The organism is Bradyrhizobium sp. 33ap4 (assembly GCF_032654765.1).
GTDB lineage: Bacteria > Pseudomonadota > Alphaproteobacteria > Rhizobiales > Xanthobacteraceae > Bradyrhizobium > Bradyrhizobium australafricanum.
In genome coordinates this window covers 1-21843 of record NZ_JAUMTJ010000049.1, presented here as the reverse complement: position 1 = coordinate 21843, position 21843 = coordinate 1, and the positions used below count along the sequence as shown (strand labels likewise).

22 protein-coding genes, 1 tRNA gene and 1 pseudogene are annotated in these 21843 nt (G+C 64.4%); 17 read left to right on the top strand and 7 right to left on the bottom strand.

Features of this window, described 5'->3' with window-relative positions:
* Positions 1-185: 185 nt before the first annotated feature.
* Positions 186-1154, bottom strand: a complete 969-nt coding sequence (locus Q2M23_RS31025) for a complex I NDUFA9 subunit family protein (RefSeq protein WP_168856198.1) — start codon at positions 1152-1154, stop codon at positions 186-188.
* Between the two features lie 146 nt (positions 1155-1300).
* Here Q2M23_RS31025 and Q2M23_RS31020 point away from each other — a divergent pair.
* A tRNA-Leu gene (locus Q2M23_RS31020) sits at positions 1301-1387 on the top strand.
* A 118-nt stretch (positions 1388-1505) separates the two neighbouring features.
* Here the strand turns inward: Q2M23_RS31020 and Q2M23_RS31015 are convergent.
* The 3 genes from Q2M23_RS31015 to styA form a co-directional block, all read right to left on the bottom strand.
* The gene (locus tag Q2M23_RS31015; RefSeq protein ID WP_316398077.1) at positions 1506-1694 is read right to left on the bottom strand and encodes a hypothetical protein; all 189 of its coding nucleotides are present in this window, start codon (positions 1692-1694) and stop codon (positions 1506-1508) included.
* A 174-nt stretch (positions 1695-1868) separates the two neighbouring features.
* A complete protein-coding gene (locus tag Q2M23_RS31010) occupies positions 1869-2396 on the bottom strand; it encodes a flavin reductase family protein (protein WP_316398076.1) in 528 nt (175 codons plus the stop codon).
* A gap of 129 nt (positions 2397-2525) precedes the next feature.
* Positions 2526-3776: a styrene monooxygenase subunit StyA gene (styA, locus tag Q2M23_RS31005; protein ID WP_316398075.1), complete on the bottom strand. Its 1251-nt coding sequence runs from the start codon at positions 3774-3776 to the stop codon at positions 2526-2528.
* Between the two features lie 93 nt (positions 3777-3869).
* On the opposite strand from styA, the gene Q2M23_RS31000 reads away from it, so the two are divergent.
* Complete coding sequence (locus tag Q2M23_RS31000) at positions 3870-4766, top strand: LysR family transcriptional regulator (protein WP_057020387.1); 897 nt, start codon at positions 3870-3872, stop codon at positions 4764-4766.
* A 255-nt stretch (positions 4767-5021) separates the two neighbouring features.
* Positions 5022-6232, top strand: a pseudogene (locus Q2M23_RS30995) (GNAT family N-acetyltransferase).
* A gap of 40 nt (positions 6233-6272) precedes the next feature.
* Here Q2M23_RS30995 and Q2M23_RS30990 read toward each other — a convergent pair.
* Entirely contained in the window at positions 6273-7538 is a 1266-nt protein-coding gene (locus Q2M23_RS30990) for an MFS transporter (RefSeq protein WP_057020388.1), read from the bottom strand.
* Positions 7539-7984: 446 nt separating this feature from the next.
* On the opposite strand from Q2M23_RS30990, the gene Q2M23_RS30985 reads away from it, so the two are divergent.
* Positions 7985-8497, top strand: coding sequence for a hypothetical protein (locus Q2M23_RS30985; RefSeq protein WP_316398074.1), 513 nt, complete (start codon positions 7985-7987; stop codon positions 8495-8497).
* A 46-nt stretch (positions 8498-8543) separates the two neighbouring features.
* On the opposite strand, the gene Q2M23_RS30980 is transcribed toward Q2M23_RS30985, so the two are convergent.
* Positions 8544-8705, bottom strand: coding sequence for a hypothetical protein (locus tag Q2M23_RS30980; protein ID WP_316398073.1), 162 nt, complete (start codon positions 8703-8705; stop codon positions 8544-8546).
* A 9-nt stretch (positions 8706-8714) separates the two neighbouring features.
* Here Q2M23_RS30980 and Q2M23_RS30975 point away from each other — a divergent pair, with 9 nt between their 5' ends.
* The 11 genes from Q2M23_RS30975 to Q2M23_RS30925 all read left to right on the top strand — a co-directional run bounded on the left by Q2M23_RS30975 (position 8715) and on the right by Q2M23_RS30925 (position 18525).
* Positions 8715-9458: a hypothetical protein gene (locus tag Q2M23_RS30975; protein WP_316398072.1), complete on the top strand. Its 744-nt coding sequence runs from the start codon at positions 8715-8717 to the stop codon at positions 9456-9458.
* Positions 9383-10762, top strand: coding sequence for an autotransporter outer membrane beta-barrel domain-containing protein (locus Q2M23_RS30970; protein WP_316398071.1), 1380 nt, complete (start codon positions 9383-9385; stop codon positions 10760-10762). Before Q2M23_RS30975 ends, Q2M23_RS30970 begins: the two co-directional genes overlap by 76 nt.
* A gap of 232 nt (positions 10763-10994) precedes the next feature.
* Positions 10995-11609 carry a ribonuclease D gene (locus Q2M23_RS30965; RefSeq protein WP_057020390.1) on the top strand — a complete coding sequence of 205 codons (615 nt, stop codon included), beginning with the start codon at positions 10995-10997 and terminating at the stop codon, positions 11607-11609.
* A 154-nt stretch (positions 11610-11763) separates the two neighbouring features.
* Positions 11764-12489: an LPS export ABC transporter periplasmic protein LptC gene (gene lptC, locus Q2M23_RS30960; protein WP_057020391.1), complete on the top strand. Its 726-nt coding sequence runs from the start codon at positions 11764-11766 to the stop codon at positions 12487-12489.
* 5 nt (positions 12490-12494) lie between these two features.
* Positions 12495-13217 (top strand): LptA/OstA family protein, encoded by a 723-nt coding sequence (locus Q2M23_RS30955; protein ID WP_229193451.1) that lies wholly within the window; start codon positions 12495-12497, stop codon positions 13215-13217.
* A 341-nt stretch (positions 13218-13558) separates the two neighbouring features.
* Positions 13559-14539, top strand: a complete 981-nt coding sequence (lptB, locus tag Q2M23_RS30950) for an LPS export ABC transporter ATP-binding protein (RefSeq protein ID WP_028341724.1) — start codon at positions 13559-13561, stop codon at positions 14537-14539.
* 206 nt (positions 14540-14745) lie between these two features.
* A complete protein-coding gene (gene rpoN / locus Q2M23_RS30945) occupies positions 14746-16401 on the top strand; it encodes an RNA polymerase factor sigma-54 (RefSeq protein ID WP_316398070.1) in 1656 nt (551 codons plus the stop codon).
* 185 nt (positions 16402-16586) lie between these two features.
* The gene (hpf, locus tag Q2M23_RS30940) at positions 16587-17186 is read left to right on the top strand and encodes a ribosome hibernation-promoting factor, HPF/YfiA family (protein ID WP_028337939.1); all 600 of its coding nucleotides are present in this window, start codon (positions 16587-16589) and stop codon (positions 17184-17186) included.
* A gap of 231 nt (positions 17187-17417) precedes the next feature.
* On the top strand, positions 17418-17879 hold the full coding sequence (gene ptsN, locus Q2M23_RS30935; protein ID WP_016843543.1) for a PTS IIA-like nitrogen regulatory protein PtsN: 462 nt from the start codon (positions 17418-17420) through the stop codon (positions 17877-17879).
* 55 nt (positions 17880-17934) lie between these two features.
* Positions 17935-18231, top strand: coding sequence for a nucleotidyltransferase family protein (locus tag Q2M23_RS30930; RefSeq protein WP_057020394.1), 297 nt, complete (start codon positions 17935-17937; stop codon positions 18229-18231).
* On the top strand, positions 18232-18525 hold the full coding sequence (locus tag Q2M23_RS30925; protein ID WP_057020395.1) for a DUF86 domain-containing protein: 294 nt from the start codon (positions 18232-18234) through the stop codon (positions 18523-18525).
* 147 nt (positions 18526-18672) lie between these two features.
* On the opposite strand, the gene Q2M23_RS30920 is transcribed toward Q2M23_RS30925, so the two are convergent.
* On the bottom strand, positions 18673-19278 hold the full coding sequence (locus Q2M23_RS30920) for a TetR/AcrR family transcriptional regulator (RefSeq protein WP_026192040.1): 606 nt from the start codon (positions 19276-19278) through the stop codon (positions 18673-18675).
* A gap of 365 nt (positions 19279-19643) precedes the next feature.
* Here Q2M23_RS30920 and Q2M23_RS30915 point away from each other — a divergent pair, with 365 nt between their 5' ends.
* Together Q2M23_RS30915 and Q2M23_RS30910 are read left to right on the top strand one after the other, a co-directional pair.
* Positions 19644-20447, top strand: a complete 804-nt coding sequence (locus Q2M23_RS30915; RefSeq protein WP_016843541.1) for an SDR family NAD(P)-dependent oxidoreductase — start codon at positions 19644-19646, stop codon at positions 20445-20447.
* Positions 20448-20483: 36 nt separating this feature from the next.
* Positions 20484-21614 carry a DUF5938 domain-containing protein gene (locus Q2M23_RS30910; RefSeq protein ID WP_057020397.1) on the top strand — a complete coding sequence of 377 codons (1131 nt, stop codon included), beginning with the start codon at positions 20484-20486 and terminating at the stop codon, positions 21612-21614.
* Positions 21615-21843: the final 229 nt, after the last annotated feature.

The following is a 21843-nucleotide window of genomic DNA, read 5'->3' as shown; positions in this document are numbered from 1 at the left end:
CAATTGCGCCGCAAGGCTCGCACCTCCAGCGACAAAGGCAAAGCCTTTGCGCGGGGGTGACGGGGAAGGGATTGGTAGCGTGGGAAAAACGTAGTGGTGCCGTGCCGGCTCGCGCGGAGCCTGTCATCGGGCGCGCGTTCGCGCGACCCGTTGGCTTGGCCGGGACGACAGGTGGAGAGAGCTGCCTACGCGCTCTTCTTCTGGAACTGACCCGTCGCGCGGAAGCGCCAGAGATATTGCGGGGCGATCGCTTCCATCGAATCCGGCGAGATGCCGAGGCCTGCGAAGGTCAGGCCGGCGGCCTTGGCGGCGTCGGACACCACATTGTCCGAACGCAGCATCTCGACCTGGTCCGGCGTCAGCGTGAACGGCCCCGGCGCGAACTGCAGGAAGTACGACTGGAACTTGGCGAGGCCGAACGGTAGCGGCGCCAGCATGCGATCGCGCTGGGTGATCTTGAGGATGATCTGCATCACCTCGCGCATGGTCAGCACTTCCGGCCCGCCGAGCTCGTAAGCTGCGCCCTGCTTCGCCTTGCCTTCCACGGCATGGACCACGGCGTCCGCGACGTCGCCGACATAGGCCGGCTGCACCGTGTTGACCCCGCCGCCGACCAGCGGCAGCACCGGTGACATCCGTGCCAGCGCCGCAAAGCGGTTGGTGAACTGATCCTCGGGCCCGAACAGCAGCGACGGCCGCATGATGGTGGCCGACGGCAACGCCGCCAGCACCGCTGCCTCGCCGCCCGCCTTGGCGCGGAAATAGCTCGAGGGCGAATCCGCGTCGGCCCCGATCGCCGAGACATGGACCATCCGCCCGCCGGCCGCGGCCGCCGCCTTGGCGATGGTCTCGGCGCCCTTCACCTGCACGGCATCGAAGCTCTGCCCGCCGCCCTCGGCCAGGATGCCGACCAGGTTGATGGCAATATGCGAATCACGCATCGCCGCCTCGACCGAGGCCGGGTAGCGCACATTGGCCTGGACGGCATGGATCTGCCCGACCCGGCCGAGCGGCTGCAGATGGCCGGCTAGCTCGGGCCGCCGCACCGCGACTCGGACGCGGTAATCGCGCTTGCAGAGCGCCCGGACCACGTTCCGCCCCAGAAAACCCGATCCGCCGAAGACCGTGACCAGCGTGTCCAGGTTCGATGCCATGGGGTGATTCCTGTGGGATTCGAGAGCGATTGACGTAGGTTAACCGTCTGGCGATACGCCATCGGCCTTATCCTGTACAGGGTATTTGAATTTCCAATCGCGAATTTGACAAGCGCGCAACCGATCCTTACTAAGCCGCTCCACATGCCCAGGTGGCGGAATTGGTAGACGCGCTGGCTTCAGGTGCCAGTGGCTTAACGGCCGTGAAGGTTCGAGTCCTTTCCTGGGCACCACCCCCTTTTTAAGCGATTGAAATCGCTCAGTATCCGGGGGGGTGGGTGCGGGCAAGCCGTCACCCAGCGAGGGTAGAGGCGAGACAGCGATTCTACCGTTGGCCCTCATTTCTCGTCGTTAGACGCGACGGACGTAATCTCGTTCGATCCAAATCGAGTGCATGTAGCTGGACTCCTCGACCACCTCGCCGACTTCGAGTTCGACCAGTTCTCCCTTGAGATCGACGGTCGGAAAATGGCGGCCGAGACACCTCGTGAAGAATGTCCGCGTTCCCGTGTATTCCGGTAGCGTATCTGGAATCGCCACGACTTCGACTCTGTCCCCGATCTTCATTCCACCATCTCAGGACGGGCTTGACGAGCTTGGCAGGCACCCTGCTCAACTGGCGCTTGCGATCGTTCCCCCGTGGCGCCACCGCTCCAGTGCGCCGCAAATTTCGGGTTCTCCAGGGGTCGTCGCGCGAAGGCTTCGCGCTTCGCCTTAGATCGCCCATCCGTCGGCGGGATAGGCGACTGCCTCCGCGGGCTCGATCGTCATGCCGAGCCCGTTGCAGAATCGGCTGGAATAAAAGGCGAGCGGGGAACCGTCTCGCTGCCGGCACCAGCGGACCTCGCCAATGAACAGCGTGTGGTCGGCGACGTCAATTGACCGGACCACGTCGCAAGCGAACTGGGCGATCGCTTGCGACAGGACCGGAAACTCTTCCCGTTCGACCAGCGATGGCGAGCTTTCGGCCCGCGGCCCGCCGGAGAAGTGCGCGCAGAGTGCGAGATCTTCCGCGTGAAGGACATTCACGGCGTAACGCTTCGAATCCATGATCGCCTGCCAGGTCCGCCCTCGCATCACCGAGACCAGCACGGTCGGCGGTTTGGTGGAGACGGTCGTGAAGCTGTTGGCCGTCATGCCGACCGGAGTGCCGTCGCGGTCGATGCTCGCCACGACTGTCACGCCTGTGGGGAATCGCGCAGCGGCCGCCCGGAAGCTCGCCGGATCGGGATGCGGGTTCATCGATCGCGCTCCATGGCGAAACGGCAAGAGGTCGCGCCTTTCGGCGTGTGGTTCGAGAGATGGTTTGTCGGCACGCAGTCGCGGCCTGGTGCAAGTGGACCGTACGGCCGGCTCGCGATCATTGTTGCGTCAGGCAGCGAGCGGCGCGCGCCTGTCGATCCAAGCGTGGATGCGCTTGTCGGTCGCGACACGATCCCACTGACGCTCCGGGTAGTTGAAATTATCGGTGAACTCGTCGCAGAGTTCTCGGTCCTGCGCCATGGTGAGGATCAGCCGACCCATCGCCTCGGACGGCGGCCGCAGCATCAGATTCGTCCAGCGCGCAGCCGCGAACACGCGATTTTCGCGGGCGCGATCCACCTCCTCAATGAAGCGTGCGTCGAAGGCCACCGTTTCCACGATCGCCTTGCCGAGTTCGAAGGCGGCGTAGGAGGCGATGTTGGCGCCTTGGCCCATCAGCGGGTCGACCACTGAATGTACGTCGCCCAGCGCGACGGCGAATTTCTCACCATCGAAGGCGACCGACGATTGCCGCACGGTCGGCACCACCGCGCCTTGCAGCAGGTCGAGCGGCTGGGCAAGCCCGAAGCGATGGGTGTCGATCCGGTTGTAGGTGTGCGGATGATGCTTTTCCAGCTTGTCGAGAATTGTCTGGCGGAAGGCTGCAGGGTCCGCGTCGTAGCTCAGCGAGACCAGATCGGCCATGTCGCCGCCGGGAATGTTCTCCATCAGGAGCGCCGTCTTCATGCCGCTGAATGACAGCGTCGGAATGACGATCATCTCGCCATGTCTGGGCGACACCGAGAGCGTGACACCGCGCGGGTCGTCACCGTCCGGGCTGCCGTGATCGACGCCGTCATAGAGGCCCACGCAGAGCAGGCGCTGTGGCTGGCTGTAGGGGGACAACTCCGGCCGATGGGCGAACATTCGCCCGAGCGCACCTTTGCCGGTCGACACGACGAGAAGGTCAAAGCGTGAAACCAGAGCCGGGATGTCGTCGTCCTGGATGCTGGCATATTCGATGCTGCCGCCGCGATGCTCGAAATCCCTCATCAGCGCGGGCAGGTACATGCGGTAATCCACTGCCCGGCTCGGCTTCTTGAACGCGCCGCGAAACAGCAGCCCGTTGCCTGGGAAATTAAAGAAATGGTCGTGGTGGTGGTAGATCGTGGCGGCGTCATCCCAATGGTTCACGCCTAGTTCGTTCTCACGCGCGATGGTGACGCTGTGATGGGCGACCGTGTTCATCAGCCGCGCCGAGGCGTACTGCTCCGGAGTGCGGTCGGTCAGCACCGTCGCCTGGATCCCATGCTGTTGGAGATAAAGAGCCAGATGCAGGCCCCCGATTCCGGCGCCGACGATCCCGATCGATTTGTTCATTGTTGATCCTCCCTGGTTACCGAGAGGCTAGACCGGATCGACTGTGTCCATGTAGGGAATGATAAGAATATTACAAATTCCTGGGAGGAATGCATGGATCGAATCGATGCGCTGCAAACCTTCATTCGCGTGATGGAGGCCGGCAGCTTCAGCCAGGCCGCGAGCGATCTGGGCCTCGGACAGCCGGCCATCAGCAAGCGCGTGGCGTTGTTGGAGGCGGAGTTCGGCTGCCGGCTGTTCGTCCGCACTACGCGCAAGGTTCGTCCGACGCCGGAGGCCGATCGCGTGCTCAAGCTCGCCAAGGATATCGTCGCGCTGTTGGAAAGTGCCAGCACGCCGGCGCAGAGCCGGGTTCGCAGTCCGTCGGGGACCTTGCGAATCACTGTGCCGACCTCGTTCGGTCGCTACTTTTTCCGCGGCATTTTCGCAGAGTATCTTCGCCGCTATCCCGACGTGCGGCTCGATGCGAGCTTCACCGAGCAGTTCGTAGACCTGGTGGAGACCGGGACGGAGCTGGCAATTCGGATCGGAATGCTGAACTCCAGCTCGCTGGTGGCGCGGCGCGTCGGCACCATCAAGCGCCTCCTGGTGGCGGCCCCTTCACTGCTCGCACGGCATCAAGCCCCGCTCCTCCCCGACCATCTGCGCCGCATGCCGAGCGTAACGTATTCACGCTTGTCGCCGCGGAATCAGTGGACGTTCGAAGCCGAGACCGGCCGCCATGTGGTCGAGATCGCGCCGTCCATGACCTGTGACGACGCCGACGTGATGACGCTCGCGACGGTTGAGGGGCTCGGCGTCGCGGTGCTGCCAAGCTGGTGCGCCGTCGAACACATCGCCGCAGGCCGGCTTGTTCATCTGCTGCCGGATTATGCGGTACCATCGCTACCGATGCATCTCGTCTATCCTGACCCGCATTGGATGTCGCGCCGCGCGAGACTATTCCGCGATCTGATCATTGAGCGTGCCGACATGTTTGCGATTGGCTGAACACGTCGGCCGATGCTGGGAATTTGAGAACGCCGGCGATCGCCGCCGCAGCCCCTGCCGTCACACGATCCGTCGGCCCGCGCGTCGCGCGAAGCGACAGCTTCATGACCAACGAATAAACGATGGAGGTAATCCCAGTTCTCTCGTCCTGCGGCATTTTGCCAATTTTGTCCCGGCATCGAATTACGCTCAGATCGGGCGCCGACTGGACGGCCCCAGCCGCGCTCCGACTATGCACCACGACAGAGCTTGGCGATGATCGCGATCGAAAGCCGGACGGCGCGAGCTCAATCAGCGCGCATCGCCGCCGTCGACGTCGTCCATGATCTCGACGCCGCCGAGATGATCTGGCGGAGTCTTGAGAACTCGAGTCATTCCATCACGCCCTTTCAGCGGTTCGACTTCCTCGCCCCCTGGCAGCGTGAGGTCGGTGAGCGCGCGGGACTGTCGCCTTTCATCGTCATCGCGCGTGACGGCGATGGCCAACCACGGGGCTTGCTCCCGCTTGCTCTGCAAACGGTTCTCGGCGTCCGCCGCGCGAGCTTCATGGGCGGCGAGCACGCAACCTTCAATATGGGCCTGTGGGAGCGTGGGTTCGCCTTGGGTGCCACGAAGGCCGATCTCCACGCATTCATGGCGATGCTCGCCAAGCGTGACAAAGTCGACGTGCTGGCGTTGCGCCAGCAGCCGGCGCAGTGGCGCGGCGTGCAAAACCCGCTGGCGCTGCTGCCTCATGAGCCCCTGGTCTTGAACTGCCCGATGCGCACAATCGAGCCGGGCGCAACGGCCGCGAACCTGATCGGCAATGCCTCCCGCCGCATGAAGCTCAAGCAGCGCAAACTGCTGGAGCTGACCGGCTACCGCTATCACGTTGCCTCCACTGATGCCGACATTGCCCGTCTGCTCGACTGGTTTTTCCGCGTGAAGTCGGAGCGGTTGGCCGAGCGGAAGGTGTCCAATGTGTTCGCCGAAGGCGCGGTGGAGAACTTCATCCGCGCCGCCTGCACGACAAGGCTGTCCCACGGCGGCCGTGTCATCGAAATCCATGCGCTCGAATGCGACGAGGAAGTGATCGCGATCTTCGCCTTGGCTGCCGATGGCCACCGCTTCTCGACGATGTTCAACACCTATACTTTGTCAGACAACGCGAAATCAGTCCCGGCCTGCTCCTGATGCAGGAAATCATCCATCATTTTGCCGGCCGGCACTATCGCGCCTTCGACTTCGGCCTCGGCTCGCATGAGTACAAGCGGCTGTTCTGCAAGGACGACGAGCCATTGTTCGACAGTTTCATTCCGCTCACCAGGCTCGGCCGACAGGCCGCCGGAGTGATGTCCGCGGTGGACCGCACCAAGCGGCTGGTGGAACACCACCCGAAGCTCCGCGGTGTTGCGCAGCGCCTTCGCAAGGCCTTGCTTGACAAAGCATTCTGCGCAATTCCTCTCGTTTCCTCGCTTCAAATGTAGCTGCCGAAGCCCGCGTAGCCGGAACGAGCGGCCCCTGCCGTCACACGATCCGCCGGCCCGCGCGTCGCGCGATCGGCCGCTGCACGAAATACATCGCGATCATCGAAATGATGGTCGTTGCGACGACGATGTAGCCTAGCCGGTCGAAATGCAGCAGCGAACCGTCGGGATTTTCCGCGATGATTGCCGCCGCAAAGACCGAGCCCAGCCCGCCCGACAGCTGCTGCACCGAGGCCGAGATCGCGCTGAACGATCCGCGCTGGCTGGCGTCGGGAATCGCCGACATCAGCGCCTGGGACGGGATCATGCGCGAGAAGATGCCGATGAACATCAGCACATTGACCAGGATCGCGGTCAGCAGCGAGACGTGGCCGAGGTTGGTGTAGATCAGCACCATGATGACGGACACCACGCAGCCGAACACGAAGGTCGGATATTTGCCGAACGCATCGCTGGCGCGGCCGACCAGCGGCCCGATGATGATGCTGAACAGGCCCGAGACGAGATAGATCGTCGGCAGGTGGACGATGTCGATGCCGAGATTGTGCACGGTGAAGGCGCTGCCGAACGGCATCAGCATGAAGCCGCCGGTCGCGAGCAGCGTGGTCACCAGGAAAGCCAGCGTGTAGCGCGGCTGGCCCACGGTCGCGATCAGATGGCGGAACGGATTGCTGTCGTGCTGCAATTTGAGATGGGCATCGACCGGCTGCATCGCGATCGCAATCGCCGCGATCGCCGCAATCGACAGGCCGACAATGGCCACGAAGCAGATGTGCCAGTTAAAGTGATTGGCCAGGAACAGGCCGGCCGGGACGCCGAGCACCTGGCTCGCGGCGAACGCCGTCTGCAGGATGCCCATGGCGCGGCCGCGCTGTTGCAGCGGGAACAGGTCGGTGACGATGGCAAGCACGACGGAGCCGATCACCCCGCCGAACACGCCGGTGACGATGCGGCCGAGCAGCAGCACGTGAAAATTCTGCGCCAGCGCGCAGAGCACGGTGCCGAGCATGAAGCCGACATAGAAGAACAGCAGCAGCCGCTTGCGGTCGAAGCGATCGGCAAAGCCGGCGGCGAGGACGCCGGAAATCCCGGCCGCGAACGCGTAGGCCGAGACCGCGACGCCGAATTGCCCGGCCGTGATGTTCAGCGACGGCATCAGAATGGCGCCGAGCGGCGACATGATGATGAAGTCGAGGATCAGCGTGAATTGCGTGAAGGCGAGCAGCGCGATCAGGAACGATTGGTAGCGCGAGAAGCCGCGCTCCTGCTGGTCGTCGATCGGCGCGGCGATGGTCTGGTCGGACATAAGGCTCATTTCATTTGGGACGGCGGGTTCGGGCTGGCAACAAATAGGGTCGGCGCGGCCCGATTTCATGGGGCGCGCGGGCAACAGTTCCCTCGAAATTGAACGCGTCGCGGCAATGACTTGGCCCCGACTTGGCCGCGTGCCCACGTCGAACTTGGCGAGAAAATGGGGACAGCGGCGCACCCGAGACGCCATGGCGATTTTGTTTCCGGTTGTGTCGGTCGATAACTGCAACGGGTGAATGCTGTACTTCACAACCTTGAAAGCCTACGCACGTCAAGGATGTGAATCATGCGGATGCATCTCATGGTTCCGTCTGTGGCGACCGCGCAACAGGTCGCTGCAAATCGTTTCAAGTTTGAATGGAGCGATCGGCGGAGCTGAGAGCGGGGCGGGGGTGGCGGGAGGCCGGGCGCTCGGCTTCGCGCCGACGTTGGAGTAAGGGCATGGTTTCCTCGCGGCTCGCGGCGATCCTGTCGTGCACGGCTCTAAGTGGCGGTTGCCTGTTGTCCACGTCGCCGGCGTTTGCCGCCTGCGACAGTCTCGCGCCGGCGAGCGGGCAGACGGTAACCTGCTCGACCGCAGCGCCGAATCCCTCGCCGGCCGGCGTGCAGGCCGCTGCCGGCAGCTCGAACGTCACCGTGAACGTGCTGCAGGGCGCCGGCATCACGCCCGGGGCCGGAGCGACCGCGATCGGGCTTGTCTCCGGCAGCGCCGCCACCAATATCGGCACGCTGACCATCAGCGGCGGTGGCACCGGGATCTTCGGCAGCGGCGACGGCAACGTCTTCACCAACGGCGCATCGGGCGTGATCACGACCTCGGGCGCCGGCAGCAATGTGATCGCCGCCAGCAGCAACGGCAACACGCTGATCAACAACGGCACGATCACGACGCAGAGCGGCACCTCGCGCGGCCTTGCCATCACCGGTCTCACGCAGCACACAACAACACGCTGATTAATACCGGGACGATCACCTCCCAGGGCCCGCAATCGCACGGCCTTTATGTGCAGACCGGCGACAGCAACACCTTCACCAATAGCGGCACCATCACCACGCCCGGCGTAGGCGCCCGTGCGATTTTCTCCGCCGGCCAGTTTGCGACCATCACCAACACCGGCACGCTGCTGACGACCGGCGGCGATGCGGGCGGCACCGCCGACAACACCGTGTCATGCAGGGCAATGCCGGCGTGTTGCGCAACAGCGGCACGATCGAGGCGCGCGGCGTCAATGCCGACGGCGTGTTCTCCAACACCGCCGGATCGTCGTTCACCGCCCGGATCGAGAACCTCGCCGGCGGCAAGATCATCAGCCAGGCGGGACCCGCGATCCGCACGCTCAACGGCGCCACCACCATCGTCAATGCCGGCCTGATCGCCGGCAGCAGCGGTACGGCGCTCGCGGGCGGCGGCGGTGCGGTGACGATGATCCTGCAAACCGGCTCGCAGATCGTCGGGCTTGCCGACGGCGGGGGCGGCAACCAGGTGCGGCTGCAAGGCAGCGGCACGGTAGATAATGCGTTCGCGCGATTCCAGACGCTGACGATGGAGGGCAATGACTGGACCTGGGCCGGCACCGGCACCTTCGCCAACACCTTCGACAACAGCGGCTCGCTGACGCTGCAGACGTCGCTGACCGGCAATGTGTCGATCGCGGCCGGCACCAGCCTGCTGGCCGGCAATGGCGCCAATCCGTCGATCACGCCGTTTCCGGGCGGCCCGCCGATCACCGTCACCAATGCCGGCGTCATCAACCTGACCAATGGCGGCGCTACCGCGGCGAACAGCCTGACCATTGCCGGCAACTTGTCGGCAATGGCGGCGGGCTCTATCTGCGCACCGTGCTCGGCGGCGATGGCTCACCGTCGGATCGGCTCGTCATCTCCGGCGGCAATGCGTCGGGCTCGACCGCGGTGACCGTCACCAATGCCGGCGGCGCGGGCGCATTGACCACCGCCGACGGCATCATGGTGGTGCAGGCCGTCAACGGCGGCACCACGGCTGCGGGCGCGTTCGGCCTCTCCAACGCCGTCGTAGCGGGCGCGCACGAATATCTCTTGTTCCGCGGCGGCGTCTCCGCCGGCAGCGCCGACAACTGGTATCTGCGCTCGACATTGTTGCCCGGCACGGCCTCGCCTGCGCCGCTGGCTGCGCCCGCGCCGGCGCCGCCTTTATCGCCCAACGTGGTGCCGCCGCCTCCGGGGCCGCCTGCGGAGGATCTGTCGTCGCTGACGCCGCCGCCGGCGGGCGCCGCGCCGGTCCAGCTCTACCGTGAGGAGGTGTCGGTCTATTCGGCGCTGCCGCAGGTGGCGCAAAAGCTCGGGCTGGCGACGCTCGGCACCTTCCATCAGCGCCAGGGCGATCAGGCCTTGCTGACCAGCGGCGGCGAACAGCCGGCGGCGTGGGCGCGTGCCTATGGCTCGCACAGCTCGCAGAGCTGGGCCGGCACGATCAGCCCCGCCTTCGACGGCACCATGGCCGGCGTGCAGGTCGGCGTCGACATCCTGCGCTTCCAGTCCGCGCCCGAGCATCATGATCGCGCCGGCTTCTTCTATGCGTATGGCTGGGCCAGCGGCAACATCAGCGGCTTCGCGCTCGGCCTGAACGACGTCCGCACCGGCACGCTCTCGATCGACAGCCAGAATATCGGCGGCTACTGGACCCATGTCGGCCCGTCGGGCTGGTATGTCGACGCCGTGCTGATGGGCAGCTTCTTCGGCGCAAGCCCGCAGTCGGATCGTCAGGTCGGCGCACGGGTGTCGGGCACCGGCGTCGCTGCATCGCTGGAAGCCGGCGCGCCGATCCCGCTGAACAGTTTTCTCGCGATCGAGCCGCAGGTGCAGCTGATATGGCAGCGCCAGTCGTTCGACAGCTTCAACGACATGTTTTCGAGCGTCGCGCTCGGCAGTGCCGATACGTTGACCGGGCGGCTCGGCGTGCGCATTCCCTCAACCTTCGTCGCCGGCACGACCGAACTGCGTCCGTATCTCGAGGCCAATCTCTGGCACACGGCCGCGAACGACCGCAGCATCGCCTTCGCGACGACGGACCTGATCGGCGTGCAAAGCCGCGGCACCGCCGTCGAGATCGGTGCCGGCGTCTCCGCGCAGCTCAATCGCACGATCAGCGCCTATGCGAGCGCCGACTACACGACCTCGGTGGACAGCCTCCATCGCGAGGACATCACCGGCCGCTTCGGCCTCCGCGTCAGCTGGCAATGATGGCGCGCCCTCGTGGGGGCGCGCGGCGGGGACAGCAACCCATTGTCTCCGCTGCACAATGGCGGTACACCCTGAACTATCTGTGCCGGAACAATTAAGGATTCCCGCTGCTCGTGTCCGGCCCTGACGGGCCCCGATACCAATGCGCGATCCGAAGACTGGCGCATGCTCGCCTGTCGGCGGATTGGACGGTAGTTTATTCCGACAGCGATTCGACGAGGTTTTTGACAGCATGACCATCCGCCTGCATCGCGGCGACCTGCCCGATCTGTCCCGCTACACCGATTCGGTGGCGATCGACACCGAGACCATGGGGCTGCATCCGCACCGTGACCGGCTCTGCGTGGTGCAGATGTCGAGCGGCGACGGCACCGCCGACGTGATCCAGATTCCGAAGGGCCACACCGATTCGCCGAACCTGAAGGCGCTGCTCGCCAATCCCAAGATCACCAAGATCTTCCATTTCGCACGGTTCGACGTCGCGGTGCTCTACAACACGTTCGGCGTGATGCCGACGCCGGTCTATTGCACCAAGATCGCCTCGCGGCTGTCGCGCACCTACACCGATCGCCACGGCCTGAAGGATCTGGTGCGCGAGGTGCTGAACGTCGAATTGTCGAAGCAGCAGCAGTCGAGCGACTGGGGCGCGCAAAGCCTCAGCGAGGCCCAGCTCGCCTACGCGGCCTCCGACGTGCTGCACCTGCATGCGCTGCGCGACAAGTTGAATGTCATGCTCGCGCGCGAGGGACGGACCGATCTCGCCCAGGCCTGCTTCGATTTCCTTCCCGCCCGTGCCAGGCTCGATCTCGACGGCTGGGAGGCCGAGGACATTTTCGCCCATTCATGATGAGCGCCGAATTCGTCGCGGCCGGGGCAGTTCCGCCCCGTTTCGGCCAAACTGTTCACGCGTGGTCCGGTGCAGGGGCGCGAGGTGAGGTCCGGGCTGCATATTCGGGCGGCTCCGGCTAGAATAGGGGCAGTTTCGCGCCTCTGGAGCTCAGGTGAATTCGGTTCAGAATCCAGCCTATGTCACGGGCCTCGAGGCGCGCTTTGCCGCCGCCGCGCGGCACAGTCGCATGGTGCGGATTCTGCGCGTCGCGGTTCCCGCGATGGTCGGGCTGGCGATGGCCGTGATCATCTACATCGCACTCTTCAATCCGTTCCACGACCTGATCCCCAAGCTGCCGCTCGAGATGGATAACCTCGTCGTGTCCGGCACCAAGATCACGATGGAAGCGCCGCATATCGCCGGCTTCTCCAACGACGGACGGCCCTACGAAATGTGGGCCAAGGCGGCGATCCAGGATGTCACCGATCCCGACCATGTCGAGCTGAAGACGATCCGCGCCAAGGTGGCGCAGCAGGATCGGTCGACGGTGACGATGGATGCGCGCACCGGCTTCTTCGACAACAAGAAGCAGCTGCTCGACTTGCGCCAGGACATCTTCCTGCAGTCGTCCACCGGCTATGAGGCGAGGCTGACGCAGGCCTTCGTCGACATCAACAAGGGCAACGTGTCGTCGGACGAGCATGTCGACGTCAAGCTGCTCGACGGCACGCTGACCGCCGACAGGCTCCGGATCTACAACAGCGGCGAGCTGGTGCGGTTCGAAGGCAATGTCGTGATGAATCTCGACAAGCTTGGTGACAACAATGCTGCCCCGCCTGCCGAGCCCGCTCCACCGCCGCCGCCGCCGAAGCCGCGCAAATCCGCCAACACGAAATGATTTTGATGATGAGACGTTTTCCGCACGGCATGGCAATTGCGGCGTTCCTGCTCGCGCTTTTCTCCGCGAGTGCCGCGTTCGCGCAGGGCTCGATGAGCGGCGTGCCCAACGCTATGCAGGGCTTCTCGCAGAACCGCGACCAGCCGATCCAGATCGAGGCTGCTTCGCTCGAAATGCGCGACAAGAAAAAGGAGGCGACCTTCGCCGGCAATGTGAAGGTCGTGCAGGGCGACACCACCATGACGTCGAAGACGCTGGTCGTGTTCTACGAGGATAAATCGACCCAGGCGCCGGCGCCCGCCCCGGCCGGCACCAAGGGGGCAAACGCCAAGGGCGCCGCGCCGATGCAGACGGCAACCCCGGGCCCCGGCGGCGCCTCCTCGATCAAGCGGCTGGAGGCGAAGGGCAATGTCGTCGTGACCCAGAAGGATCAGGTCGTCACCGGCGAGACCGCGATCTTCGACACCAAGACCAATCTGATCACGATGCTTGGCGGCGGCGGCAGCCAGGTGGTGCTGACCCAGTGCCAGAATGTGCTGCGCGGCGACCGCCTTTTGGTCGACATGACCACCGGCGTCTCGCGCGTCGAAGCCGACAATGGCAAGGTGCAGGGCCTGTTCATCCAGTCGCCGGGCGGACAGAGCGGCAAGTGCGGCACGCCGGCCGCCCCCGGCTCAGCCCCGGCCCCGTCGCCGATGCAGCTGCTTCCGGGCGGCAAGTCCAAGTAAGCTTCACGTAAGGTCAAGCAGAATCAATCAGTTAGATAATATTCTGCGGCCGCGTGGTTGAAGCCGGCGGGGCGAGACTGTATCTACTGCAGCGGCCCGGCCGAACAATGCGCCTCGAGGGGAATATGTCGGCCGGGACAGGGGCATCCATTCATTCAAGGCGCGGGTGATCGCGCTTTGCCGTGTTGTTCGAGCATGATCTCCGCGCAAACGCGTCCGCTTTTGTCGCGCGGGAAGGCCGGTATTCAGATTTCCGGCTCATGCTTGCGGCTTCGCACGCGAATCGATCGATGCGCAGGCGAGGTCGCGGGATCACCGTGAAAGGCTGAAGCGAAGCGGGGATGGTGGATTTTCTCGGCATGTTCCGGCGGCGCTCTGCGAAACGCAGTACCGGATTTGCGCGCTCGCATGACGACATCACGGCGCTCGATGACCAGTTCGGCGAGATGCTGACGTCTCCAGTGCGTGACGCGCCGCCGATGGCGCGCGCCGCGTCGGCTCCCGGCGTCGAGCTGCCGCGATCCCAACCGGCAGCAGCGCCGGCGCGTGCGAGGCCGGCCAGGAACAGCGCTCCCGCCGCGCCGCAGCTGATCAAGCGGCCGGGTTATCTGGCTGTGCATAGCGTGGAAAAGAGCTTCGGCAGCCGCCAGGTCGTGCGCGGCGTCAGCATCTATGTGCGCCGTGGCGAGGCGGTCGGCCTGCTCGGGCCCAACGGTGCCGGCAAGACCACCGTGTTCTACATGATCACCGGGCTGATCAAGGCCGATCGCGGCGCGATCGAGCTCGATGGCCACGACGTCACCAAGCTGCCGATGTATCAGCGCGCGCGCCTTGGCATCGGCTATCTGCCGCAGGAAGCCTCGATCTTCCGCGGCCTGTCGGTCGAGCAGAACATCCGCGCGGTGCTCGAGGTCGTCGAGCCCTCGAAGAAGAAGCGTGAGCACGAGCTGGATTCGCTGCTCGACGAGTTCAACATCACGCGGCTGCGCAAGAGCCCGTCGATTGCGTTGTCCGGCGGCGAGCGCCGCCGCGTCGAGATTGCGCGCGCGCTGGCGACGCGCCCCAATTACATGCTGCTCGACGAGCCGTTCGCCGGCATCGACCCGATCGCGGTCGGCGACATCCAGGACCTCGTCCGCCATCTCACCAACCGCGGCATCGGCGTGCTCATCACCGACCACAATGTCCGCGAGACGCTCGGGCTGACCGACCGCGCCTATATCGTCTATGCCGGTGAAATCTTGACTGAGGGAAGCCCGGAGGAGATCGTTAATGATCCCGATGTACGTCGGCTTTACCTTGGCGAGGAATTCCGCTTGTAGCGCATGATCCGCCAAAGTGTGAAGCGGTTTGGCGATAAGATCATGCGCTAATTAAAGAATTTGACGCGCGATCGGACGCAAAACCGGGGCGTCCACTTTTTGCTGATCGCGCTTATCGCTATTTTCCAATCCGTCAAGCCGTGTACAAGGGCTTCGGACTAATATAAGCAAGAATCGAGCCAACTTTTAGGATCGTTCTTGCCTCCATGGCGCTGACCCAAAGACTAGAGTTCCGCCAGTCGCAGTCGCTGGTGATGACGCCGCAGCTGATGCAGGCGATCAAGCTGCTGCAGCTGTCGAACCTTGATCTGTCAGCCTTTGTCGAGGAAGAGCTGGAGCGCAATCCGCTGCTGGAACGGGCCGCCGACGGACCGGAGCCGCCGGTGGCCGGCGAGCCCGCCATGGAGCGGCCGGACTACGGCGATTCCGACGGTTCCAGCAGCTATGGGGACGATGGCGACGCCTCCGACAAGGCCGCAGGCCCAGGCGGCGAGGCCGGCTTCGAGCCCGGCCAGGAGGAATGGCTGAACCGCGACCTCGGCAGCCGCGCCGAAATCGAGCAGACGCTCGATACCCGCCTCGACAACGTGTTTTCCGAGGAGCCGGCGGAGGCGGCGGCGCGCGCCGCACAGGATGCGCCGCCATCGGTCTACACCGAATGGGGCGGCGGCGCCTCCAGCGACGACGAGTACAATCTCGAAGCTTTCGTGGCCGCCGAGCTGACGCTTGCCGACCACCTCGCCGAACAGCTCGCGGTGGCGTTCTCGGCGCCGGCGCAGCGCATGATCGGGCAGTATCTGATCGACCTGGTCGACGACGCCGGCTACCTGCCGGCCGATCTCGGCCAGGCCGCCGAGCGGCTCGGTGCGTCGCAGCAAGCGGTCGACGAGGTCGTCGCCGTGCTGCAGAAGTTCGATCCGCCCGGCGTATGCGCGCGAAACCTGAGCGAATGCCTCGCGATCCAGCTGCGCGAGCTCGATCGCTACGATCCGGCGATGCAGGCGCTGGTCGAGCATCTCGACCTGCTCGCCAAGCGCGACATCGCGGCCTTGCGAAAGCTCTGCGGCGTCGACGACGAAGACATCACCGACATGATCGCCGAGATCCGCCGGCTCGACCCGAAGCCCGGACTGAAGTTCGGCACCGCGCGAACGCAAACCATGGTGCCCGACGTCTATGTGCGTCCGGGTCCCGACGGCGGCTGGCATGTCGAGCTCAACAGCGACACTCTGCCGCGCGTGCTGGTCAACCAGACCTATTACGCTGAACTGTCGAAGACGATCCGCAAGGACGGTGACAAGTCGTATTTCACCGATTGCTTGCAGAACGCGACCTGGCTGGTCCGCGCGCTCGATCAGCGCGCCCGCACCATCCTGAAGGTCGCGACCGAAATCGTCCGCCAGCAGGATGGCTTCTTCACTTATGGCGTCGCGCATTTGCGGCCGCTCAATCTGAAGGCGGTCGCGGACGCGATCCAGATGCATGAATCGACGGTGTCGCGCGTCACCGCCAACAAATACATGGCGACCAATCGCGGCAGTTTTGAATTGAAGTATTTTTTCACCGCCTCGATCGCGTCGGCCGACGGCGGCGAGGCGCATTCGGCCGAAGCGGTGCGTCATCACATCAAGCAATTGATCGACGGCGAGGCCGCGTCGGCGATCCTGTCCGACGACACGATCGTGGAACGTTTGCGCGCCTCGGGCATTGATATCGCCCGCCGTACCGTCGCGAAGTATCGCGAGGCGATGCGGATACCATCCTCGGTGCAGCGCCGCCGTGACAAACAGAGCATGCTCGGTAATGCCCTTTCGGCTCCTGCCTCCTCGTCCGACCGGTCGCGCGACACGGCCTCCGTTTAGGTTACTTCTTGAGCGTGACCCCGTTCGGGTACGGACCGGGCCATGCGCTCGTTGCGTTCGCGCCAAATCGGGATAGTCTCAATCTTTCCAGGTCGAACGTCGTCCAGAAAGGGAGGTAACCGGAAGCCCAGCAAGCATCATGCTCCTGCAAGAGTGATCGAGGCATCCAGCAATTGAGGCATCAAATGACCCTTCGAATCTCGGGAAAGAGCATCAGCATCGGCGAGGCGCTTCGCGCGCGCGTCAGCGAGCGCACCGACGAGGTCCTGCGAAAGTATTTTGATGGCAACTATTCGGGTCACATCACGCTGAGCAAGGATGGCTTCGGCTTCCGAACCGATTGCGCGCTGCATCTGGATTCCGGCATCACGCTGGAAGCCGAATCCAACGCCACCGACGCCTATGCCAGCGCGGACGCCGCGCTCTTGATGATCGAGAAGCGCCTGCGCCGCTACAAGAGCCGGCTCAAGGATCGCTCCGCCCGCAAGACCTATGCCGCGACTGCCGCGCTTGCCGAATTGAACGGCGTCGGGCTCGACGCGCCGAGCTACGTCATCGAGGCGCCCGAGAACGAGGACGAGGTCACCGAATACAGCCCGGTGATCATTGCCGAGGCAACCACCGCGCTGAAGCGGCTGTCGGTCAGCGAAGCCGTGATGGAGCTCGATCTGACCGGCGCCTCCTGCCTGGTGTTCCAGCATGGCGGCAGCGGCCGGTTGAACATCATTTACCGCCGTACGGACGGCAATGTCGGCTGGGTCGATCCGCCGGCGGTGAGCCCTTGAGGATAGTTGGCAGATGGCATTGACGTCCGAAGCCGGCCCTGCTTATGGTCCGCCGCCTCTAGGAACAAGGGGGGCGGAACAGGGTTCGCAGGTGTTGGCACCGCCGATACGTTGGAGTAGAAGCCCTGCCAACCGGACCCGGGCTAAGCCCGCATCCCACCTCATCTTCTTGACGCCGCCGCTGTAAAGCCTATTTCGCAACCTGACGGTCATTCACCTCGGAACGTCCCAATGCCGATTACCGATTTGGTCGCACCCGAGGCGATTCTCCCGGCTTTGAAAGTCATCAGCAAGAAGCAGGCGCTGCAGGAACTCGCCGCGCGTGCCTCCGCGCTGACCGGGCAGAATGAGCGCGCCATCTTCGAGGTGCTGCTGCAGCGCGAGAAGCTCGGCACCACGGCGGTCGGCTATGGCGTCGCCATTCCGCACGGCAAGCTGCCCAAGCTGGAGAAGCTGTTCGGCTTCTTCGCCCGCCTCGAACGCCCGATCGATTTCGAGGCGATGGACGGCCAGCCGGTCGATCTGATCTTCCTGCTGCTCGCACCGGAAGGCGCCGGCGCCGACCACCTCAAGGCGCTGGCGCGGATCGCCCGCCTGCTGCGCGACCAGGACGTCGCCAAGAAGCTGCGCGCCTCGCGCGACGCCCAGGCGATCTACTCGGTGCTCGCACTGCCGCCGGCGAGCGCGGCGTAAGTCCGCCTGCCGTACGATTTTGCGGGCGCTTGGCGGCCCGTGGTATAGTTCGTTCATGACGCGAACCGAAGCCCTCAGGAAGCTCCGTGACCAGGCCGATGCCATCAAGGCACTCGGGGCGACTTCGCTGTATCTATTTGGTTCGACTGCGCGCGACGAGGCTCGTGCAGGGAGTGATATTGATCTTTTCGTGGACTACGATCCTCGCAGCCGGTTCAATGCTCTCGACCTGGTCGCGACCAAGCGACTGCTCGAAGAGAGTCTCGGCGTCGAAGTCGATCTCACCACACGCAAAGGACTTCATCCACTGATTCGAGAGCGGATCGAGGCGGAGGCAACGCGGGTTTTCTGAATGATCGTGCGCTCCCCCTTGCTTCGTATCCACGACATGCTCGAAAGCATCCGTGGCATCGAAAAGGCGTTGGCAGGAAAATCCATCCGCGACTACGAGCGCTCGTGGCTGCTGCGCTCCGCAATTGAACGCGGAATCGAAGTCATTTCGGAAGCGAGCCGCCACCTCGGCAGCGAGTTAAAGGCTCAGCACGAGAATGTCCGCTGGAAAGACATCGCAGGCATAGGCAACATCTTGCGGCATGATTACCAGCGCGTTGACGCCACGAGGTCAAGGATGATCTACCACCGCTGAAGGCCGCGCTGTTGGCGCTCAAGGCTTCATTGGAGTAGTCCGTAGCCCGGATGGAGCGAAGCGCAATCCGGAGCTACTCTAACTGCGGATAGTTCAGTCCCGGATTACGCTGCGCTCCATCCGGGCTACGGAGCGTTCGCAAACCTCTCAGCAGATCGTCGGCAGCAGACGGCGAACCTCGTCGAGCAGATCGGGGATTGCCTTCTCGTCATTGGCGAGATGCCGGAGCAGCGCGCTCTGGAACAGGCCGTCGAACAGCGCGTACAGCGCCGCCGGTGACGATGCCGGCCGCTTGTTGCCGAGCTCGGCGTAGCGCGTGGCGATGCGCCAGATCATCGCTTCCAGGCTCTTGTCGATCTCGAGCACGTCCTTGCGGAACGCCGGCTCGAACATCGCCTGCGAGCGCAGATCGTACCAGAGCCGATGCATGCGCGCTTCGTTTTCGAGCGTGGCCGCGAGCTTGGCGAGAAAACCTTCGGTCAATTCGTCGCGGCTGCGTGCTGTCGTCACCACCTCGTCATAGCGCGTCACGCATTTCGCCTTGTAGTGGCGGACGCAGCAGCAGATCAAATCAAGCTTGTCGCTGAAGTAGTAGTGAAACACGCCGTGCGTGAATGCGGAGTTTTGCGCGATCTCGCGCAGGCTGGTGCGCGCGAAGCCGAGCTCGCCAAGCGTCTCCAGCGCGGCCTCCGCGAGCTCGACGCGCCGCGCGTTGAACTTCTCGTCGCGCAGCGCCTCGGCCGCTACAGCCACCCGTTGGGCCGCTCCTGTCGCTTGCCGCGCCATTCCGTGCCTTCCCTCTGCTTCTTCCCTCGAGCAACTATACCGCGGCGACCGCGGCGCGCTCCATCTCTTCACAACCATCCTCTTTGACACTTGTCAAATTCAGACTTGACAAGTGTCAAGTTCCTGGACGAGGGTTGGCGAAATAATTTGGACAACCGTCAAGACGGCTGACCAATCGACGAACCAGGAGGAAATGCACCGCCGGGGCGCGCCAACGCTGCGCCCTGCCGACGCCGGCCGCGATCACCATTGCGCTCCAAATGCGCAGGCCCCGGCCCGCGCTGCCTCTGTCAGCACCACCATCAATCGGCAAGCAAAGGGAGGACTACGTCATGAGTGGGAAGAGCCTTGAAGGCAGGAAAGCCCTGGTCACCGGCGGCGCCCGGGGGATTGGCGCGGCGATCGCGCAGGCATTGGCGCGGTCCGGCGCCGCGGTCATGATCGGTGACATTCTGGATGACGCCGGCAAGGCCAGCGCCGCCGAGATCGCCAAGGCCGGGGTCAAGACCGGCTTCGTCAAGCTCGACGTCACTGACGATGCGCAATGGGAGCGGGCCGCCGCAGCGACGGTCGAAACTCTCGGCGGCTTCGACATCCTGATCAACAATGCGGGCATCGAGATCACGTCGCTGGTCGCCGACATCAAGGCCGAGGACGCGCGCCGCATGTGCGACGTCAACATCGTCGGCACCGTGCTCGGCATGAAGCACGCCTTCCGCGCGATGCGGCCGGGCGGCGCCGCGGGCAAGGGCGGCGCGGTCGTCAATATCGCTTCGGTCGCGGCGACGATCGCCTTCCCGAGCATCGCGGTCTATTCCGGCACCAAATCCGCGGTCGACCGCATGACGCGGGTCGGCGCGATGGAAGCCGGCAAGCTCGGCTATGGCGTGCGCGTCAACTGCATCTATCCAGGCCTGATCCCGACCGACATGGGCCTGCAGCTTGCCAACGACATCGTGAAGATCGGTCTCGCGCCTGACGTCAACGCCGCCGTCGGTTCGGTGGTGGAGCAGACGCCGCTCGGCAAGCTCGCGGAGGTCTCCGACATCGCCGACGCCGCCGTGTTCCTGTGCTCGAACGATGCGCGATTCATCACCGGCATCGGCCTGCCGGTCGATGGCGGCATGGGCATGTAGCAACAAAGCCGACAACAAGCATTTCGGAGGATCGCAATGAGCGACAAGAAGCCCGTCATCGTCTATGGCGCTTCCGGCTATACCGGCCGGCTGGTCTGCGAATATCTGCGCGAGTACAACATCCCCTTCATCGCCGCTGGCCGCAGCGCCGAGAAGCTCAACGCCGCGATGAAGTCGAACGTGGCCGGCATCGAGACCGCCGACTACGAGGTCGTGTCGGTGCCGCACACCGTGGCCGCGCTGACCGAATTGTTCAAGGGCGCCTCGGTGGTGCTCAACACCGTGGGCCCCTTCGCCAAGTTCGGCGGCGAGGTGGTGCAGGCCTGCCTGGCTGCCAGGTGCCACTATACGGATACGACCGGCGAGCAGGACTGGCTGATCACGCTCGAGCACGAGTTTGGCACGAAATTCGCCAATGCCGGCCTGTTGCTGGCGCCGGGCATCGCGCAGATGTACACCACCGGCGAGATCGCCGCGCAGCTGTGCCTGGAAACGCCCGGCCTCGACACACTCGATATCGCCGTGTTCTGGGGCGGCAGCCCGACCATCGCCTCGACGCAGACCATCCTGGTCAACGCCGCGATGGCCAAGGCCTACTACCTGGAGCAGAACAAGTACGTCGAGCATCAGCCCGATGCCGGCCTCTACAACCTCGCCATCCCCGGCCAACACGAGCTGGCGCTGGCGCTGCCGTGGGGCGGCACATCGCACCCGGTGTGGTTCAAGCAGGATCCGCGCGTCGCCAACGTGAAGGTGCTGGGCGGCGTGTTCAATCGCGCGCTGATGCTGGGCGTGCCGCAGATCGTCGCCGCCGCGCTGGAGGCGACCAAGGACATGAAGCCCGACGAGCGCTACGCCGCGCTGGCACAGACCGCTGCCGGCGTGATGAACACCATGCCGCCGCGCGAGAACCCGCGTGTCAACAAGTCGCTGGATTCGGTGTATGCCTCCGGCCCGCTGGGGCGCGCGCACTGCGTCATCTACGGCAACAGCAACTACAAGCAGACCGGCATGTTGCAGGCCTATGCTGCCGCGCACCTGCTGCAGCAGCCGCCCAAGCGCGTAGGCTTCGCCTCCGGCTGTCAGGCGTTCGGTCATCGCGAGCTGCTCGGGCAATTGCGCAGCTTCGGCCTGGTCGGCAAGCCGGTCCTGACCGTGCATGATTGAGCTTGAGCCCCGCCCGGATCGGGGCTCGACACTCCGTTCCCTGAAGCGTTTTCGTTTTGCTCGAAAACGCACCTTCCGCGGGTGACGCAGTAGCGCGTCACCCGCCCCTTGCGCGAGACCTGCCATGCGCTTCATCGATTATCTCGATAAGGGTGCAAGTCGGATCGTAGCCATGTCGTTCTGTGAGCCAAGGAGTTGAGTGTTATAGTTGTCTTCCTAAGACCGCTTG

What these genes read in the sequence shown, in the direction of transcription:
- Q2M23_RS31000 (WP_057020387.1), top strand. Translation starts at nt 3,870, where the DNA reads ATGGATCGAATCGATGCGCTGCAAACCTTCATTCGCGTGATGGAGGCC.
- Q2M23_RS30930 (WP_057020394.1), top strand. Translation starts at nt 17,935, where the DNA reads ATGACGCGAACCGAAGCCCTCAGGAAGCTCCGTGACCAGGCCGATGCC.
- ptsN (WP_016843543.1), top strand. Translation starts at nt 17,418, where the DNA reads ATGCCGATTACCGATTTGGTCGCACCCGAGGCGATTCTCCCGGCTTTG.
- rpoN (WP_316398070.1), top strand. Translation starts at nt 14,746, where the DNA reads ATGGCGCTGACCCAAAGACTAGAGTTCCGCCAGTCGCAGTCGCTGGTG.
- Q2M23_RS30915 (WP_016843541.1), top strand. Translation starts at nt 19,644, where the DNA reads ATGAGTGGGAAGAGCCTTGAAGGCAGGAAAGCCCTGGTCACCGGCGGC.
- Q2M23_RS30975 (WP_316398072.1), top strand. Translation starts at nt 8,715, where the DNA reads ATGCAGGGCAATGCCGGCGTGTTGCGCAACAGCGGCACGATCGAGGCG.
- Q2M23_RS30925 (WP_057020395.1), top strand. Translation starts at nt 18,232, where the DNA reads ATGATCGTGCGCTCCCCCTTGCTTCGTATCCACGACATGCTCGAAAGC.
- Q2M23_RS31025 (WP_168856198.1), bottom strand. Translation starts at nt 1,154, where the DNA reads ATGGCATCGAACCTGGACACGCTGGTCACGGTCTTCGGCGGATCGGGT.
- lptB (WP_028341724.1), top strand. Translation starts at nt 13,559, where the DNA reads ATGGTGGATTTTCTCGGCATGTTCCGGCGGCGCTCTGCGAAACGCAGT.
- Q2M23_RS30955 (WP_229193451.1), top strand. Translation starts at nt 12,495, where the DNA reads ATGATGAGACGTTTTCCGCACGGCATGGCAATTGCGGCGTTCCTGCTC.
- Q2M23_RS30990 (WP_057020388.1), bottom strand. Translation starts at nt 7,538, where the DNA reads ATGTCCGACCAGACCATCGCCGCGCCGATCGACGACCAGCAGGAGCGC.
- Q2M23_RS30910 (WP_057020397.1), top strand. Translation starts at nt 20,484, where the DNA reads ATGAGCGACAAGAAGCCCGTCATCGTCTATGGCGCTTCCGGCTATACC.
- Q2M23_RS31010 (WP_316398076.1), bottom strand. Translation starts at nt 2,396, where the DNA reads ATGAACCCGCATCCCGATCCGGCGAGCTTCCGGGCGGCCGCTGCGCGA.
- Q2M23_RS30965 (WP_057020390.1), top strand. Translation starts at nt 10,995, where the DNA reads ATGACCATCCGCCTGCATCGCGGCGACCTGCCCGATCTGTCCCGCTAC.
- hpf (WP_028337939.1), top strand. Translation starts at nt 16,587, where the DNA reads ATGACCCTTCGAATCTCGGGAAAGAGCATCAGCATCGGCGAGGCGCTT.
- styA (WP_316398075.1), bottom strand. Translation starts at nt 3,776, where the DNA reads ATGAACAAATCGATCGGGATCGTCGGCGCCGGAATCGGGGGCCTGCAT.
- Q2M23_RS30985 (WP_316398074.1), top strand. Translation starts at nt 7,985, where the DNA reads ATGGTTTCCTCGCGGCTCGCGGCGATCCTGTCGTGCACGGCTCTAAGT.